General features: G+C 26.0%; 16 protein-coding genes. 7 read left to right on the top strand and 9 right to left on the bottom strand.

What is annotated here, in order from left to right:
* Positions 1-3: 3 nt before the first annotated feature.
* The 5 genes from ptsP to K5563_RS02760 form a co-directional block, all read right to left on the bottom strand.
* Positions 4-1725, bottom strand: coding sequence for a phosphoenolpyruvate--protein phosphotransferase (ptsP, locus tag K5563_RS02780; protein WP_221037475.1), 1722 nt, complete (start codon positions 1723-1725; stop codon positions 4-6).
* A gap of 15 nt (positions 1726-1740) precedes the next feature.
* The gene (locus K5563_RS02775; protein WP_221037474.1) at positions 1741-2001 is read right to left on the bottom strand and encodes an HPr family phosphocarrier protein; all 261 of its coding nucleotides are present in this window, start codon (positions 1999-2001) and stop codon (positions 1741-1743) included.
* A 164-nt stretch (positions 2002-2165) separates the two neighbouring features.
* Positions 2166-3041 carry a xanthine dehydrogenase family protein subunit M gene (locus K5563_RS02770; protein ID WP_221037754.1) on the bottom strand — a complete coding sequence of 292 codons (876 nt, stop codon included), beginning with the start codon at positions 3039-3041 and terminating at the stop codon, positions 2166-2168.
* The gene (locus tag K5563_RS02765; RefSeq protein WP_221037473.1) at positions 3026-3487 is read right to left on the bottom strand and encodes a hypothetical protein; all 462 of its coding nucleotides are present in this window, start codon (positions 3485-3487) and stop codon (positions 3026-3028) included. The genes K5563_RS02770 and K5563_RS02765 overlap by 16 nt, the downstream gene beginning before the upstream one ends.
* Positions 3474-5348, bottom strand: coding sequence for a hypothetical protein (locus tag K5563_RS02760; RefSeq protein WP_221037472.1), 1875 nt, complete (start codon positions 5346-5348; stop codon positions 3474-3476). The genes K5563_RS02765 and K5563_RS02760 overlap by 14 nt, the downstream gene beginning before the upstream one ends.
* A gap of 349 nt (positions 5349-5697) precedes the next feature.
* On the opposite strand from K5563_RS02760, the gene K5563_RS02755 reads away from it, so the two are divergent.
* Positions 5698-7215 (top strand): hypothetical protein, encoded by a 1518-nt coding sequence (locus K5563_RS02755; RefSeq protein ID WP_221037471.1) that lies wholly within the window; start codon positions 5698-5700, stop codon positions 7213-7215.
* Between the two features lie 2 nt (positions 7216-7217).
* On the opposite strand, the gene ligA is transcribed toward K5563_RS02755, so the two are convergent.
* Positions 7218-9227 (bottom strand): NAD-dependent DNA ligase LigA, encoded by a 2010-nt coding sequence (gene ligA, locus K5563_RS02750; RefSeq protein WP_221037470.1) that lies wholly within the window; start codon positions 9225-9227, stop codon positions 7218-7220.
* A 332-nt stretch (positions 9228-9559) separates the two neighbouring features.
* Here ligA and K5563_RS02745 point away from each other — a divergent pair, with 332 nt between their 5' ends.
* The 6 genes from K5563_RS02745 to K5563_RS02720 are packed head-to-tail and all read left to right on the top strand — an operon-like array spanning position 9560 to position 14826.
* Positions 9560-9943 carry a response regulator gene (locus tag K5563_RS02745; RefSeq protein WP_221037469.1) on the top strand — a complete coding sequence of 128 codons (384 nt, stop codon included), beginning with the start codon at positions 9560-9562 and terminating at the stop codon, positions 9941-9943.
* A gap of 10 nt (positions 9944-9953) precedes the next feature.
* Positions 9954-10376, top strand: a complete 423-nt coding sequence (locus K5563_RS02740) for a flagellar protein FliS (RefSeq protein ID WP_221037468.1) — start codon at positions 9954-9956, stop codon at positions 10374-10376.
* On the top strand, positions 10366-10761 hold the full coding sequence (locus tag K5563_RS02735; protein WP_221037467.1) for a hypothetical protein: 396 nt from the start codon (positions 10366-10368) through the stop codon (positions 10759-10761). The genes K5563_RS02740 and K5563_RS02735 overlap by 11 nt, the downstream gene beginning before the upstream one ends.
* Positions 10758-13523 carry a DNA polymerase I gene (gene polA / locus K5563_RS02730; RefSeq protein ID WP_221037466.1) on the top strand — a complete coding sequence of 922 codons (2766 nt, stop codon included), beginning with the start codon at positions 10758-10760 and terminating at the stop codon, positions 13521-13523. Before K5563_RS02735 ends, polA begins: the two co-directional genes overlap by 4 nt.
* Positions 13502-14101: a dephospho-CoA kinase gene (coaE, locus tag K5563_RS02725; protein ID WP_221037465.1), complete on the top strand. Its 600-nt coding sequence runs from the start codon at positions 13502-13504 to the stop codon at positions 14099-14101. The genes polA and coaE overlap by 22 nt, the downstream gene beginning before the upstream one ends.
* A complete protein-coding gene (locus K5563_RS02720; RefSeq protein WP_221037464.1) occupies positions 14101-14826 on the top strand; it encodes an SPOR domain-containing protein in 726 nt (241 codons plus the stop codon). The genes coaE and K5563_RS02720 overlap by 1 nt, the downstream gene beginning before the upstream one ends.
* Here K5563_RS02720 and K5563_RS02715 read toward each other — a convergent pair.
* The 3 genes from K5563_RS02715 to K5563_RS02705 form a co-directional block, all read right to left on the bottom strand.
* A complete protein-coding gene (locus K5563_RS02715) occupies positions 14809-16173 on the bottom strand; it encodes an FGGY-family carbohydrate kinase (RefSeq protein ID WP_221037463.1) in 1365 nt (454 codons plus the stop codon). The two genes, K5563_RS02720 and K5563_RS02715, sit on opposite strands and share 18 nt — an antisense overlap.
* Positions 16174-16177: 4 nt before the next feature.
* On the bottom strand, positions 16178-17398 hold the full coding sequence (locus tag K5563_RS02710) for a ribose-phosphate pyrophosphokinase (protein ID WP_221037462.1): 1221 nt from the start codon (positions 17396-17398) through the stop codon (positions 16178-16180).
* A 196-nt stretch (positions 17399-17594) separates the two neighbouring features.
* On the bottom strand, positions 17595-18200 hold the full coding sequence (locus K5563_RS02705) for a hypothetical protein (RefSeq protein ID WP_255571080.1): 606 nt from the start codon (positions 18198-18200) through the stop codon (positions 17595-17597).

The following is an 18200-nucleotide window of genomic DNA, read 5'->3' as shown; positions in this document are numbered from 1 at the left end:
AAGTTAATCTCCTATATATTTATCTAAAAATTTTAAAGTCTCTGATTCTGACTTACTATTTAACACTTTATTTGCCAACTCACTTAAGTCAGATATTGTATATTTTTTTAGCAAATACTTAATTCTAAGTGAAGAACTAGGCACCATACTCAAAGATCTAAATCCAAGTCCAACAAGGATTAAAGCTCCAGCTTCATCTCCTCCAAGCTCACCACAAACAGAAACATCAATACCAGCACTATTTCCAGCATCTAAAACATTCTTAATCAACTTTAAAACAGCAGGATTATATTTATCATATAAACTTGATATATTCTGATTACCTCGATCAACAGCTAAAGTATATTGGGTTAAATCATTAGTACCAATACTAAAGAAATCCAACTTATCAGCAAATTCAGAAGCAACTAAAGCCGCTGAAGGAACCTCTATCATACATCCTACTTCCAAATTTTCATCAAAGGACAAGTTCCTAGATTTTAAGCTTGCCTTAGCTTTATTAACAAAATGATTAATGATATTAATCTCTTCATATCTAGTTAGCATCGGAACCATAATCCTTATTTTCCCATAATGACTAGCTCTAAAAATTGCATTAAATTGATTTTGTATTAAATCCTCATAGTCCATATACATCCTAAGAGCACGATATCCTAGAAAAGGATTATCTTCCTTTGGAAAATTAAAATATGGGATTTCTTTATCCCCTCCAATATCAAGAGTACGAATAGTAACAATACCTTTTTTATCAATAGTTTCTACAACTTGCTTATAGGCTTCAAACTGTTCGTCCTCTGTTGGTGGTTTTACAGATTCCATGTATAAAAACTCTGTCCTAAAAAGACCTATTCCATCAAGTCCATATTTATTAACATAACAAATATCTGCAGGAGTTCCAATATTAGCCTTTAACAAGATTTTAACATCATCTTTTGTTTGAGCATCCTGATTCCTTAAAGCAAAAAGCTCTTGTTCATGCCTCTCATATTCTAATATTTTATCCGAATATTTATTAAGCTCACTTAATGAAGGACTACTAATAATCACTGAAGATACTCCATCAATGATTAACTTCTCACCTTCTTTAATTTTTGCAATATCTAAAGATTCTACTACAAGCGCTGGAAGTCCCATAGTCCTTGCCAAAATGGCAGCATGAGAAGTTTCACCACCAACTGTAGTCAAAAATCCCTTAACATAACTTAAATCAACTTGCACCGTATCAGAAGGTGTTAATTCTTCAGTAATCAGAACAACATCTCTATCAATCTCAGAAAGATCAGTAACCTGATCTAAAATACTTGCAATAAGTCTATTCCTAATATCTTTAAAATCAGAAACTCTTTCTTTTAAATAATTATCAGTATATTTTTCCATCCCTGAAATTAATTCTTTGAAAGATAAATACACTGCATAAGCAGCACAATAATTCTCATCTTTGATCAAACTTATAACAGAATCTGAAAGCTCAATATCTTCAATAACTAACATCTGACCTTCAAAAATACCTTCTTTATCAGCACCAAATTGAGCTACAGCCTTCTTTGTAAGACTTTGAAGTACAGACATAGCCTTTAACTTAGCATCATTAAACTTTTTTATTTCATCATCAATTTGTAAAGAAGTAATCTTAGATTTATCAAATAGTTTATCAAAATCTTTCTTAATAAAAAGAGCTTCTCCTATACCTATCCCTTTAGATATTCTTTTCCCCGATAAAATCATATCAACCTTCCAAACCTATTCCTTAAAAGATTCAAGGAGTTCAGCAAGTTCTCCAGCAGCTTTCTCTTCATCATCACCCTCAGCACAAACTAAAAGTTTCTTACCAAAAGATAACTCTAAAGTTTGTAATCGAAATAAACTTTTGCCATTAACAGTTTTATTATCAGCTTCAATAGTTATATCACTAGCATATTCTTTAGCCTTTTTTACAAATGTTGACGCTGGTCTAACATGCAAGCCATTAACAGCTTTAATTGTAGCTTCTTTTTTTACCATAAACTTTAAGCCCCTTATATTTGAATTAATGTATTTTTTGATTAAATTATTAACAAATAAATATTATAATGCATAAAAACAAATTGATAAATTAATTCTATTGCTTTTATATCAAAACTATGCCAAAAATCAGTAATTATTTATTAATACCAATTTTTACAAAATTAAAAATTAGACAATATATCAAAATAAAAATTTTTTATAAGTCTTAAACTTCGCTCCCCTAAAATAAAGTTTTTAGCATCCCTAATACTTTTATCCAACATCTTAAGCGAATCCTCAATCTCAAATATAGATAAGGGCAAAGACTTGTTAATAAGTAAAACCTGGAAATCTCGCAAAGTAATAACCTTGTCATTGTAAAATATTTTCATTAAAAAATCACTTATAATATCTCTTTTAATATTTAAAAGCACACAAACAAAAATAATATTGACCTCTTCTAAAATATCAAATGAAAAATTCTCAACAAATATTCTGCTATAAAAACTCTTATTCCACAAATTTGTGATAGGAAATTTTAATTTACTCAAAAATAAAGTATTGCGATTCTGTATATAATCATCTCTATTAATACTATAAGCGTTATAAGTATAAGTCTTTTTAGTTGAAATATCTTTAAACTCAAGATGAGCATCAAGACTTAATAATAAAGGATATAAATCAAAAACTGTATTTTTATAATAAAATCCATTAGCAATATTAATACTACTAAGATAAATTCTATCACTTAATCTTGAAATAAATTCATAAAATAGTCTTGGAATATTTCTCTCACCAAATTGCAATATTGCATCATAAGTAAGGCATGGACCCATCTCCAAAAAATTACTCTTAAGTAAAACCTTATTAAATTTTTCAAAATTATTTATCACAAAAAAATCACCTGAAATTTCCTTTTTCACAAAAACCTCAATATTTTTATGAAAATCAATCTCATTATAAATTATATAATTATCTAAATTTTTATTAAATAAACTAACAAGTGCATTAAAATTTTCTGGATAATATACTCTCACATCAATTACTTTCTCTCTAATTCTTCTAAACGCAAATAAAGCTCTAAAAAAGTATTAACATCAATACAATAACATTTAAGTATATTATAATATCCTAAAATGTCAGTTCTAATTATAACTTTATGTTTTAAAAAATAATAAAATAATAATGCATTAGATGAAAAACAATTTGCACAAAAACTAATATCATTTGTCAATAAAACATTCAACAAAGACTCATAAAAGGTAGTATTTTTCAAACCTTCAACAGTAATGATGCTACGCCCATTTAACATAAAAGCTGGAACTAGAAATGAATATACAGGTTTTAAATCTAAAAGCACTAAAGAAAATTTTTTATTTATATTTTCAATCAAATTCATCTCATTTGAATAAAAAATACTTATTAAAAGATCCCTGGTACTCAAAGGAAGTTCAACACTTTTTGAAAGACTCTCTCCATTCAAATTAAAGCTAATTAGTATCAATTCGTACGCTCCAACTATTTAGAATGTCATTAAGATTAATAGGGGTTTTACATATATTAAAATCAAAAGCCTGAATTAAAGCTGTTCTAATTGCACAAACAGATGCAATAAATACTGCTCTAAAAGAAAAAATAAATTCGCCATCCTCAATAAATTCAAGCTCTACAGAATCAACAATATCATAAGTAATATTTCCAAAAACATAGGCAACTGCAACGCTAAAAATTGAAAATACCCTTTTATTGTTTATTCTAAGTTTATCAAACTTACCATTTTCAACAAAAAAATTTACATTGCTAAATGTAATATTAAAAGAATTTATTTCTATATCAATTTCCAAAGAACAAGCAACATTAACCTTTTTATTCATATCTATAGCAAAATTTTGACTAACTACAACAGGATATTCACCATTAAAATTTTCCTTACCAATAACCATAGCAAGGTTATCTTTAATAGCTATAACCTCTTTTTCAATAAAATACGATTCTTTGATTAAAGTACTATAAAGCTCAACATCATTTCTAAAAATATCACTAACAATAAAGTTGACACTTTTATAAGACAAATTAAAAGCTCTAGCCAAAATATTTTTTAAATAATTAATTAAGTTAACATCTATTACCTTATAAGGAATAAATATATCCAATTTATCCTTGTATAAACTCATAGAAACAGTTTGTTCAACTCCTAGAAAAGCATAGTCTAGACTTAACAAGGAAAATCCTATACCCTTTCTTCTTACATCAAAAAGACTATATTTTCTATTTAAACTCATAGAAGATGATTTGCGCATAATAGAATTTTTTAAATCCATCTCCTTAAAAAGTTTTACAAAAACACTATATTCTTTTTTAACATAACTAAGTAAATAGCTAAGGGGTTCAAGTGAAAAACTAACTGCAAGATTATAAAAATTTGAATAAATAAAATTATAAACAGATCCCCCAAATAAAAAATGATTGTCATAAAAAAACACAGTATTACTCTTAGTCTCCGTAAAATTCACATGTATATACAGATCAAAAAATAAATTACTAAAAATATACTTAAGATAGTCAAAATAAAATTTATAAAGAAAATTTAACGGTCTATTAATTTCAATATCTACAATAATCTTAGCAATTCTATTCTCTGTTGATAGATAATTAAACACTGAAAACTTTAAGCTCAAAGATTGTGCCATTAAAAAATGCCTTTTATAATAAAGAACATTAACTCTCTTTTGCCCAAGTTTCTTAGCAATTATTATACCTTGTAAAACAGCATTAAAAGAAATAGAAAATAAAATATTAACACAATCATTATTAATAGGGTTAATAATGATCTTATCCATACCAATATAAAAATTATTACTAATAATCTGCTTGACTAGTTTAATATTATCAAGGTCTGCATCAATGATTAAAATATCATTTTGAAAGCATACCCTAACCAAAAGGACATCATTACAATAATTTAAATATTCTGAAAATTCATAAAGAGAATGATGAATTTTAAATTCATCATTCTCTTTATTTTCTTTTGACTTGAAATTAGAAGCAACATTATGCTCCTCATCTTCAATAGCTTTTAGTTTGAAAACAATGCTTTCTTCTGCTTCTAACAAAGAATCCAATCTATCAGAATATAAAATTAAAGGAATCTGCCCTTCAAAATCTATTTTATTATCAAAAAGTTTTAGATTAAACTCATTAAAATCAACAATATCAATCAACTTCAAACTAATATTATCTTTATAACTTATATTAAAAACTCGATCTTTATATTCATCTAAAAGCTTAAAATCATCAATAACAGCATTCTTGATATTACAACAAACTGGTAAAGCAAAAACTTCATCCATATTTTCTATCTTCATAAGCAATTAAGTAAAATAATAAGTCAAAACTTTATAACTTATCTTCTGTTTGTATCATTATGGCACAATACCAACAAAATTGCTATTAAAAATAAAAACATAAAAATATTCACAATCAAATAATTTGCGCAATAAATTACAATTAAAAATTAAAGCACAAGTCTTATATAGAAGAGCTTTATTTAAAAAACAATAAAGCTATCATATTCACATTATGTATATTGTTTAATTAAATATAACAATGAATTTTCTTTTGATAAATTTTAAAAACTATGGTAGTATCAAGAGTAAACACAATATCAAACAATATAAATGAAGTAATTATGGATAAAGGTAAAAAGACAATCCAATGTTATCTAAAATTTTTATTCTTTTCTTATACACATTACTCTTTGAAACAACTCAAGGAAATACGACTAATTACATAATAAATTACTCAAAAATTTATATTCCAAAAGAAGATTTTAACGAAGACTTTAGTAATAAAGAAGAGGTGATTCAATCAACAAACGATCAAATCCTAAAAAACAAAAACTTAAATAAATTAAACAAAAAACTCAATGAATTTAAACTTAAAAATTCAACACAACCTCAAATATTAAATAACACACAAGAAACAAATAATATCTTAATAAGCAAAGAGTTAACACATCCACAAATTTTAAACGCACAAAATTTCTACTCAGAACAAGAAAATTTAGATGACTGGCTTATAGAAAATATAGATAATTTAAAATTTCGAATCAAAAATTATGAACGAAAAATACAAAATATAGAAAATCTTTTAAATCAATTAAACCTAAAATTAATCAAAAACACAAATACAGAATACACAAACCTAGCAAAAAGTTTAAAAAAAGAAATTGAAAATATAAAAAAATTACTTATCACAAAAGAAAATTTATTTAATAACAATGTTCCTCAAGTAAACAATAGTATTCATAACAATGATGAAGAATATGAAAAAAATCAAAATGAATATATGTCAGATGAAGAATATGACTATCCACTTGAAAATCCACCTGAGGAAAATACACATGAAATGTTGTATAACCCACAACAAGAGTATTTTGATGCAAAAATACAAGCTATAAATGAACTTGATAACAAAATCAACATTAACAAAAACTTACTTGACAATCAGACCAATAAAATTAATGAACTTGATGACAAAATTATTAACAATGAAGACAAATTACTAACACTTCAAAAAGAGTTAATCAAGTCACAAAATAATAACTATAATAATTTTCAAACTATCGAACACAGCTTATCTTCACTAGAAAAAGCAATAGATATACTAAAAGACAAAATTGAGAAAAATGAAGAATTATACAAAGAAAGTAAAAATAGAATTCAAAAAAAAGAAGATCAAATAAATGAATTAAGTCAAAGACTAGTTGACAATGAAAGTGCTATTTTAACATTTCAAGGAAAACTTGAAAAATATCAAAATAAAAATCTCCTCAAAAAAGAAAACACAGACTTAAAACGAACAAAAAATGAATTTTGCTCTAACAATACAAAACTACCAAATGAAAATCCCGTAATAAAATCTGCTAATTTTAAAATATATCCAGATACACATTCAAATAACTATGATTTTAAAGACAAAAGTAATGAATTTGATTTTAAAAAATCTAAAGGATATTACATTGAAATAGAACCAACAAAAAATTTACACAGGGCAAAAGAAATTTATAAACTAATCCCAAAATATAAGGTTAAAAACTATTTTATCAATCCATCATTAAAACAAAAGGAAAAATTTTTCAGAAACTTAATACAAATAGATCATATAAATGATATACAGACTTTATACAAAAATTTAATATTGGAATTCAAAAATATAAGAATAATAAAATAAATTTAATCATTCAAATCTATAAAACTTATTATGTCAGAAAGAGTAAAAATTTTAATGCCTAAATTATTGGCTTTAGACACTTTTAACCCAGGATTATCTCCAACAAGCAAAAAATCTAAACTCTTAGTAACTGAATCTTTAAAAGTAGCACCTTTACTAGTAATTCTTTCAACAAGAATATGTCTAGTATAATCCCCAAAAGAACCTGTAATGCAAAATTTTTTGCCCATTAAAAAAGAAGTATCTACAGAAGAACTAGCATTATCCTCTTTCATAGCAAACCCTAATTTTTTTAAAAAATTGAACTTATCAATAATAATCTTATCATTAAATGCCTCAATAATATTTAAAGCTATATTTCGCCCAATCCCCTTAATCTTTAAAAGTTCTTCAAGAGCAGCCTCTCTATTTTTGCACAAAGTACTAATTATATCAAATGAGTTTAAGTTGTTATTCAATAGCATTAATATTGTATTTGCTCCAAGTTCTTTAATGCCCATGCTAAGAAGTAATTTTCTAAATGGTCGACCTTTACTCTCTTCAATTGAACGTTTTAAATTATTAATTCTTTTAATATCAAAACCTCTTAGATTAATAAGCCTATCAAAATCAAAAGTGTAAAGCTCAATTTCTGAAGATATAAAATCCATTTTACAAAGGAACTCAATTGTTTTCCCTGAAAGTCCCACAATATTCATACACTTCTTACTACAAAAATACTTGATCTGCTCAATTATTCTACAAGCACACAATTTATTTATACAAAAAAGATGTGATCCTTCTTTTATCAAAGTCCTTTGACATGAAGGACAACTATCAGGAATTTTAAAATTACCTACCGTAAGCTTTTCTACCACCAATTCAACAGCTGGAATAACATCTCCACGTCTTGAAATTGAAACAATATCTCCAATATTTAAACCAAGAAAATCTATATAATCTTGATTATGCAAACTTGCATTAGTAATAAAAGCCCCAGCAATAAGCACTTTATCTACATGTGCAACAGGAGTAATTTTTCCACTACGACCAACCTGAACAAATATATCAACAACTCTACTTAAACCTGTAAAAGATTCAAATTTATAAGCTATTGACCACTTGGGATGATGAGCAGTATATCCTAAGATCTCTCTTAAAGAAAAATTATCAACTTTTAGCACAATACCATCAATTTCATACTCAAAAGAATTTCTTTGACCTTCTATCTTCTTTACATGACTAATAATATCTTCTTCTAAATTTTTACCATCAAAAAATGCACAGTAAGGATTAACTTTAAATCCAAATTTTTTAAGTTTATCAAACGCATCATGACCCAAATTCAGTTTCAGGCAAGAATATAAAATATCATATACAAAAATATCTAAAGGAAAATTAGCAACTTCACTACTATTTATTCTCCTCAGTATACCCGAGACTAAATTTCTAGCATTAACATAAGGAGTTTTTAACATCTGATTTATCTTTAAAAAATTTGCCTTGGTAATATAAATTTCACCTCTCAAAGCTAATTCAACTTTTTCATCAATACTTAAAGGAACATTTTTAATTGTTCGTACATTCTCAGTAACATCATTTCCCACTCTCCCATCTCCCCTAGTTAAAGCTCTTTGAAGTATGCCATCTTTATAATAAAGAACAATTGAACATCCATCAATTTTGGGTTCAACTGAAATGGCACTACAAAATCCCACTTTAGAACCCTCTAACTGTATTTTTTTAACCCACAATAATAATTCTTTAATATCATAAGCTTTATCCAAACTTAATATAGGAAAATCATGCTTTACTTCTTCAAAACTATTTAAGAGATCACTCCCAAATCTAAGGGTTGGAGAATCTAATGTTTTATATTCAGGATACTTTTTTTCTAAATATTGCAGTCGTAAAAGAGCTTTATCATAAACTAAATCATCCACACTAGGTGAAGAATCAATATAATACTCTTTGTTCCATTTTCTAATGATATTTTTCAAATTTAAAATTTCAGCTTTAATATCTTTGCTCATAAATATGAAATTGAAACTAATTAGTAATTCACAATATATTTTAACAAAATAATGTAAATAACAATAATCAATATTGTACTGAAAATAACAAAAATAAAAATATAAAATTTAAGCAAATTTATAAACTTTTAAAAAAAAATCAATAAATTATAAATAAAAACATAAATTTTTTAAGTTAAAACCTTGAGTAATAAACTCATTAATCTTAAAATCTAAAGTAAAATAAAAAATAGATTATTTTATTTTACTTTGTATATAAAGTTATTGATATTGATGATTTTTAATGTGCTATTAAAAACTATGCTATGTTAAAATCAAATAAGGAGTAAGATTTGGAAACAAATAAAAAGAAAGCCTTGATAGTTGATGACTCTATCTTTATGAGAAAGAATTTAATTAAGATTTTAAAAAAATTGGGCTTTAATGAATTTTTTGAATCAGAAGATGGTATTCAAGCTATTAAAGAATTTGAAAAGCATGAAGAAATTCATCTGATAACTCTTGACATAACAATGATGGGTATGGATGGTATTACAGCTCTTGAGAAAATAAATGAAGTTAACAGTAAACTTGCAAGAAAGATGAATGTATTAATGGTTACAGCACTTGGAAAACAAGAACTAATCGAAAAAGCCTTGGAGCTTGGAGCAAAAGGATACATTACAAAACCTTTTAAAGAAGAACAAATAGTAGAACAAATAAAAAAACTCAACTAGGGGAAAATTATTGCTAACAAAAGAACACATATATAAAAAAACACAAATCAATACATCAAACTCCATATCAATATTGGTAATGCTTTACGACAAAGCAATACAAGATTTAGAAATAGCTAAAGAACTTTATAAAAGTGAAGATTTTATCAATATAACAAAAGCGGATGCAAAAGTTTACCACGCACAAGATATCATTATTGAATTAATGTCAACATTAAATTTTGCAGATGGTGGAGATATTGCAAATAATTTGCTATCAATATACTCCCACTTAAATAAAACATTAGAAAATGTTGTATTTAAACAGAATATCGAAGATAATATTGAAGAAGTTTTAAAACACCTAAAAAATCTAAATACAGCTTGGAAAGCACTACTTAAAAAAGATAATCATATTATTACCAAAAAATTAGGAATTAACATTGTCAGTTAACAGAACATTAAAAATATATTTACAAGAGCTAATATTTGAACTAAACAATCTAAAAACAATTTTAGAATTTGAAAATCAAGAAATTAAGAAAGAAGTAAATATATTAAACATTACAAATCCTAGAAAAGATTTAATCATCAATTCAATCAATAATTATTATATCACTATAAATTCATGGTTAAAAAAAAACTATCAAAAACAAGAAGAAATTGAAAAATTAATTGCAGAGACTAATTTATTAAAAGAAATAATATGCATTCAATACCAAAATATATGCAAAACTTTACAAAATCTCTTTGATCAAAAGACAACAATTCCAAAGATTCAATTTCCTCAAAATCTTTTTAGTTATACAAGAACAATTGCAGTAGATGTCAAAATATGAAAGAAATTTATTTAATCGACGCTTTAAATATAATATTTAGAAGCTATCATGTAATGAAAAATAATCCTTTAATAAATAGTAAAGGAGAAAATGTTAATGCATTTATTGGATTTTTTAAAACTCTTTTTTTCATAATTAAAGAGAAAAATCCAAAAAGTTTAATTGTAACTTTTGATTCAGAAACACAAACATTTAGACAACAAAAATACCCAAGCTATAAAGCAACAAGAGAAGCTCCACCAGATAATTTAATTCCTCAAATCTATTGGATAAAAGAAGGTTTACTAAAAGCAAACATCCCAATGTTTGAGGTAAAAGGGTATGAAGCTGATGATCTAATAGCTAGCTTTTCAAAAAAAGCAGAAAGTAATAATTATTTAACTTATATCATATCTCCAGATAAAGATCTCTTACAACTGATGTCAAATCAAATCAAAATATTAAAAATTGAGAATAGTAGTTTCGTAGAAATGGATAATGATTATGTAATGAAAAGGTTTGGAATAGATAAATCCCAAATCAAAAGTTATCTATCCATAGTTGGAGACAGATCAGATAATATACCAGGCATTAAAGGAATTGGAGAGAAAGGAGCAATCAAGCTACTAAATGAATTTCAAACATTAAATGGAATATATGAAAATTTAGATTCTATTAATAATCGATACAGAGAAATACTACTAAGAGAGAAAGAAAATGCCTTTTTAAGTTATGAACTTATCACTCTTGTAGAAAATCTAAAACTACCATCACTTGAAACATTTAAATTAGAAAATCTTAAAGAAGACATTATTTTATTATTTGAAGAATACTCTGCAACAACTCTAATTAAATCTTACAAAGACATACTAAAAAAAAGAAATATTTCAAATCAAACACAAAGATCAATTTTTGAAACAAATACAACTAAGCTAAATCAATTAGACACAAATATTTTAGAAACAACATCATACTCAAATAATCTTAAAACAATACAAGAAGAAAATATCAAATATGAAACAATATTAACAAAAGAACAACTTGACTCATTAATAGAAAAACTAAAAAATGCAAGCTACGTAGCAATAGACACAGAAACAACTTCACTTGAAGTTCATGAAGCACAAATAATCGGAATTTCAGTTGCATTTAAAGAATTTGAAAGTTATTATATTCCCATAGAATCTCAAGAAAAAAACTATATTGAAAAAGAATATGTAATACAAAAATTCAATGAATTCTTTAAAACAAAACCTAAATTAATTGGTCAAAACTATAAATTCGATTATAAAATACTGAAAAAACATGGATTTAATATAATTCCTCCTTACTTTGATACAATGATAGCAGCATATATCATTAACCCAAATATAAAAACATCACTTGATTTTCTAGCAGAAAAATATTTAATGCACAAAAATATTAAATACGAAGAAATAGTGACAAAAAATAGTACCTTAAAAGATATACCTATTGACATAGTTTCCAATTACGCTGCTGAGGATGCAGACATTACTTTTAGATTATTTACAATTTTTAAAAAAACACTCAAAGAAAAAAACTGTGAAAGTCTAATGATGGAGATTGAAATGCCATTTAGCAATGTAATTACAGAAATGGAAGAAAATGGAATTTACCTTGACAAAGATTATCTAAGGAAATATAGTCATGAACTTGATAAAGAATTAACATTAATTGAAAATGATATAATAGAAAGTATAGGTATTAGATTTAATCTAAATTCAAGCAAACAACTGTATTCAGTTTTATTTAAGGAATTAAATTTAAAAATACCCCAAAATGTCAATAAAAACTCAACAAATATTAAAGTATTAGAAGCAATCAAAGGTCAGCATGAATCTATAGAAAAAATCATACAACACAGACAACTCTTAAAACTCAAAAACACGTATACAGAGAATCTAATAGAATTCATAAATGAAAAAACAAATAAAATACACACAAACTTTATACAAACAAAAACAGCAACGGGCCGTATCTCAAGTAATGCTCCCAATTTACAAAATATTCCAATTAAAGATGAAAAAGGACGCAAAATAAGAGAAGCTTTTAAACCTGAACAAGGTAATATTTTTATTTCAGCTGACTATTCACAAATTGAACTTGTAATATTAGCACATCTCTCAGAGGACGAAACATTAATTGAAGCATTTAAAAACAAAAAAGATATTCATACAAAAACAGCATCCCAGCTTTTTAAAGTAGATGAAGATAAAGTAACATCTTCTATGAGAAGAATAGCAAAATCAATCAATTTTGGAATAATTTATAGAATGTCAGCTTATAGACTATCACAAGAATTATCAATTAAAAGAGAAGAAGCACAAAAGTTCATAGATTCATATTTTAACCTTTATTCTAAAACAAAAATTTTTATAACAGATCAAATAGAGTTTGTAAGAAAAAATGGATATAGCGAAACTCTTTTAAAGAGAAGACGATATATAAAAGAAATTAATAGCCAAAATTATACAGAACGCTCGGGCGCTGAAAGAATAGCAATAAACAGTATAATCCAAGGTAGCGCTGCTGATATAATGAAAATAGCAATGATCAAGGTATATAACGAATTCAAAAGTAAAAATCTTAAGTCAAAAATAATATTACAAGTACACGATGAAATGCTAATCGAATCTCCTAAGCAAGAATGTGAAGAAGCCAAAGTAATAATAAAAGAACTAATGGAAAATGCGTATCCTTTAAAACTCCCTCTAAAAACAAATATTGAGACTGGAAAATCATGGGGAGAAATACATCAATAATAATTGGCATCACTGGACGAATATCAACAGGCAAAGATACCGTTTCTAAAATCATTAAAAATAAATATAATTTTAAAGAAATAAATGTGGATAAAATTGGGCACATAATTTTAAAATTAAAACAAGATAAAATAGTGAATACATTTGGCACAGAAATATTAAATAATCAAAATGAAATTGAAAGAGCAAAACTGAGAAATCTTGTATTTAAAGATAGAAAAGAACTAGATAAATTAGAAGCAATAACACATCCTATTATATATAAGAAAGTAGAACAAGCTATATTACAAAGCACATCTAATAAACTCATAATAAACGCAGCATTACTTTTTAAATTAAATCTTGCAAAGTTTTGCAATTACATATTTATGATAAAAGCAAATGACGAGATAATAAAACACAGGCTAATATCAAACCGAAACATTGATGAAAATTTAATTATAAATATCCTTAAACAACAAGAAAATATTTTTTTAAATAAAAATATTCTAAATTCAAAAATAATAAATATAATTAACAATAAGAGCTATAAATATCTAGAAAAAAAGATTAGGACAAAAATGAAAGGGGTAATATAGTGCAAGACTTTAATGAAAATAATAGCAAAGGATTTTTAGTAGCATTAACTTCAATTGTAGCTGTGTGTACAATAATATTTCTTGGAATAATAATTTTCTTTCCAAATAAAAACCTAGCCTCTGACATCGCAGGTAAAAATATTGTCCTACAAGAAATAAAAGATGAAAAAACTATAGAAGAAATAAAAAATGAAAGCCCAGAAGAAACTTTATCAATAACTGACAAACCAAATGAAATTATAATTGACCTAACGAAAGATAGCAAAAAAGATAAAAGCTTAAGTAATAGCATAAACAACAATAATAAAAAAATTATTAATGAAAAAGAATCACAAGTAATAAATCAACAAAAAGTTGACAAAATAAACTCCAAAGAAAAAACACCACAAACATCAAAAGTAACTATTAAAACAAACAAAGAAATTAAAAAAGAAAAAAACAAACATAGTAAATCTGAAAATAAAGATAATAAATATAAACCTCAAAAAGAATATTACATACAATTTGCATCACTCTCAGATCCTATTTCTGCTGATAATAATATTCAAGAATTAATTAAATATAAAATACATGCAAAAATCCAATCAGCAACAGTAAATAAAAAAGATATATATAGAGTCAGATCTGGACCTTACAAAACTATATCAGAAGCAAAACTAGATCTCAAAAAAATACTAGGATTAAATGAGTTTAAGGACGCTTATATATTAACTATTAACAAATAAATTAAAATTGGAAATATACTTATGATATTTCTCCAAATAAATATCATGAACACTAGCATTAAAAGATATCACTTTCTTACATTTAGCAATCTTTTTAAATGCCTCATCTAAGCTATCAAACTCTTTTAAACAATAAAAAGCTAAGATTGCATTACCAATGATCTCAGAATGTTTAAATTCAAAGACCTTTAAATCTCTACCAATAATATTAGATTTTAACTCATTTAAAAACGAATTATCAGAATTAGAACCACTAACAAAAATATCTAAAACATCTTTTTTCAAGGATTTAAGCTGAAGTATTCTATTGTAAAAGGAAAAATAAGAAGACTCAAGAATTGCAATCACTATCTGTAAAGAATTTTCTAATTTTCCAACAATACCTTTACTCAAATCATCTCTTATTTGTGAATCTATTAAAATACGATCAGAGAAAAGCTCTTTTTTGTTTAAATAAAAATAAACATCACATAGATTATACACCTTAGCAATTTCTTCAAAAAATTCTTTAAAAGACTTATTACTCCTAAAAAATTTATCTTTAAATAATTGTAACAAATATCCAGAAGGAATTATCTTACCAATAATAAACAAATTATCTAAAAAATAAGGATATGCCAAAGAAAAGCCAGGTAAACATTCATCTGAGACAAAATTAAATCCTTCACTTGTACCTGTTCTATTGGATATAACTCCAGGAAAAAATGCCCCAATTCCAATAAGTACGCTTAAATAATCTATTCCAGCATTAATAACCTCTATTCCACTTTGTATTCCAAACTCAATACTGGCACTATTAGTAACTTTACCAACACTTGTGCCCATCCTTAAAAATGGAGGAAATTTATCTTTATCAAGATTATATTCACTTATTTCAATATCATCCCAAATAAAAGGAATATAAGATAAATTTGGATAACTTGTAATTAGATTACCTGTGAGCAAATAAATAAAATATTCAAAACAAGATACAAAATATCTAACCTTATCATAAATGCCCCTCTCAATAGTACTAAGAACAAATGGTAAAAAAGCTGATTTTCCGCTAAAGTTACCAACCACTTTAGAAGAATTCCAATGTAAAACCTCTAAAGGAACTAAATCTGGACCAAGAGCTATTAAACATGGAGAAATACCACTAATAGAAATACAATCTATTTGTTTATATCTAAACTTAGAAATTACCTTTTTTAAAGCAAAAATCCATATTTTGAAATCAAAATTTTCAAAATCAACATTAAAGTAATCAAAATAATTTACATCAAAAGACTCTAAAACTCCATGTTGTGAATTAACTAAAGCAGACTTCAAAGTACTAGTACCAATATCAATACTAAGTACATTCATAAAATTAACTCTTAGAAATCAACTCTTGAATATCATGACTTCTATCAAGAAGCTTTTGAAAGCTTACTCTATTGTGAATTGCAAGAATTGCACCAGCAAAAAGATGCGCAACATTAGATTCATAATACCAAGGTTTACTGATAAGTTTATCATCATGATAAACAGCATTTGTCCCAATTATTTTATAAAAATAACCTTCTTCATAAGCCTTATCGAAATACCTAATTGCATCCCCATTAAAAAATGGTAAACTTATTGCACATATAATCTTTTTTGCCCCCATTCCTTTTAGCAATTTCACAGCCTTAATAAAAGTTCCACCAGTAGCTAAAATATCATCACTCATAAAAACATTCTTCCCTTCAACATCTCCTAAAAGCTTAGTAATAGAAATATTAGAATCATTAACATTATGTGCTATTTTTGAATAATCTCTTTCTTTATAAAGCAAAGCTAAAGGTCTCTTAAGATTAGATGCAAAAAACTTATTTCTATTAACAGCTCCAGTATCAGGAGAAACAACTACCAAATTTGAATCTTTAATATCTATTAGCTCAGCTAAAGCACAAAAAATTTCATAAGATGCATTTAAATTTTCAAAACATGTTTTTCTAAAAACATTTTCAATCGCTTTTGAATGAATGTCTAGTGTTAAAATATGTTTAACGCCCAATTCCTCCAAAAATCTTCCAAAAAGACTTGCCGTTAATCCTTCTCTTGAATGTTTCTTATCTTGTCTAGAATAAGGATAAGAAGGTACAATAACACTCACAGAGCGAGCTTTAGCTTGCATGCATGCATCCACTGTAGTCATCAAATTCATCAAATGATCATTAATTGTCATTAATACTTTTTCGTTATTATTTACATAAACCGGATAAGTATTAGAAACATCTTGAACAATAAAAATATCTTTATTTCTTATGGTTTCCAAAATTTCTGATTTAAATTCACCATTAGCAAATTTAACAAATGTAACAGGAATTTCCATAGTTTCATTAAAACTTAAGTTAGGAAATTCAAGTCCTTCTAATAAATGAGATAAAATTCCCTCAGGCTTTAAAACATCTTCTTTTAAGGAATTGGAAGTTTGTGAAATTTTTTCAATAACTTGACTCTCGGCATCTAAAAATATTTTTCTAAGTTCTTCCATTATTTTATCTGCAAATACTCTACCACCAGGACACGCAATAATCCCTATCGATTTTTTAATAATCAAACTCAAATTTGAACTCCCTATTTTAAAAAGAAAATATTGATTTTATTTTACCTTAATATAAGCAAAATTTACACAAGTCTAAAAAAGATTACTAAAGTTTAAATATTTATTAGTTAAAAATCAATCTGGAACTTAGCTAATGCAATTACTATTAATATAAAAGCAATATAAATTTTAGATTGTCAACTTCTTTATTACTTATTTAAATAATTCCAAATTCAAAACCTATACCAAACTTAAAACCAGAAAATCTATTATCCTGAATATTCCAATTATAATATCCCTCAAGCATCAAGAAAGAAAACGTAGATCTCACTCCAAGATCCCAACCAAACACTCCAAATTCAGTCAAAATACAATCCTTATCCACAGCAACAACATTAATTCTAGGTCCGGTAAATAATAAGATAGCTCCAACAAAAAAGTCTAATCTTGTATACAGTCTAGGTTCAAAAGCTGAAATCAATGAAAGACTATCACTCAATCTTCCTTTGCCATTGATTGTATTAATCATATTAAAATCAATTCCAAATTCTAAACCAAGTGAAATAAAATCATCAAATCTTCCTCCCATTTGAGCATGTATTCCATAATTTAAACCAGCCTTAGAAAGATTAACCATATCAGCAAAATTTCGAATGATCTCTTTTCGATCTGAATCAGAGATACTATTGCCAAGTTTTTCACCTAAATATAAAGGTGTATTATAAAAATTTGAAACAATGTTCAATGGAAAATCAAGTCCAAATCCTAAATTAAATTCAAAGGCAACATATGAGAAAGAATTACTTGTAACAAATATCAACAA

The sequence above is a fragment of the Borrelia sp. HM genome, from assembly GCF_019669085.1.
Taxonomy (GTDB): Bacteria; Spirochaetota; Spirochaetia; order Borreliales; family Borreliaceae; genus Borrelia.
The sequence above is the reverse complement of the archived record's forward strand: the minus strand, read 5'-3'. Positions and strand labels throughout refer to the sequence as shown.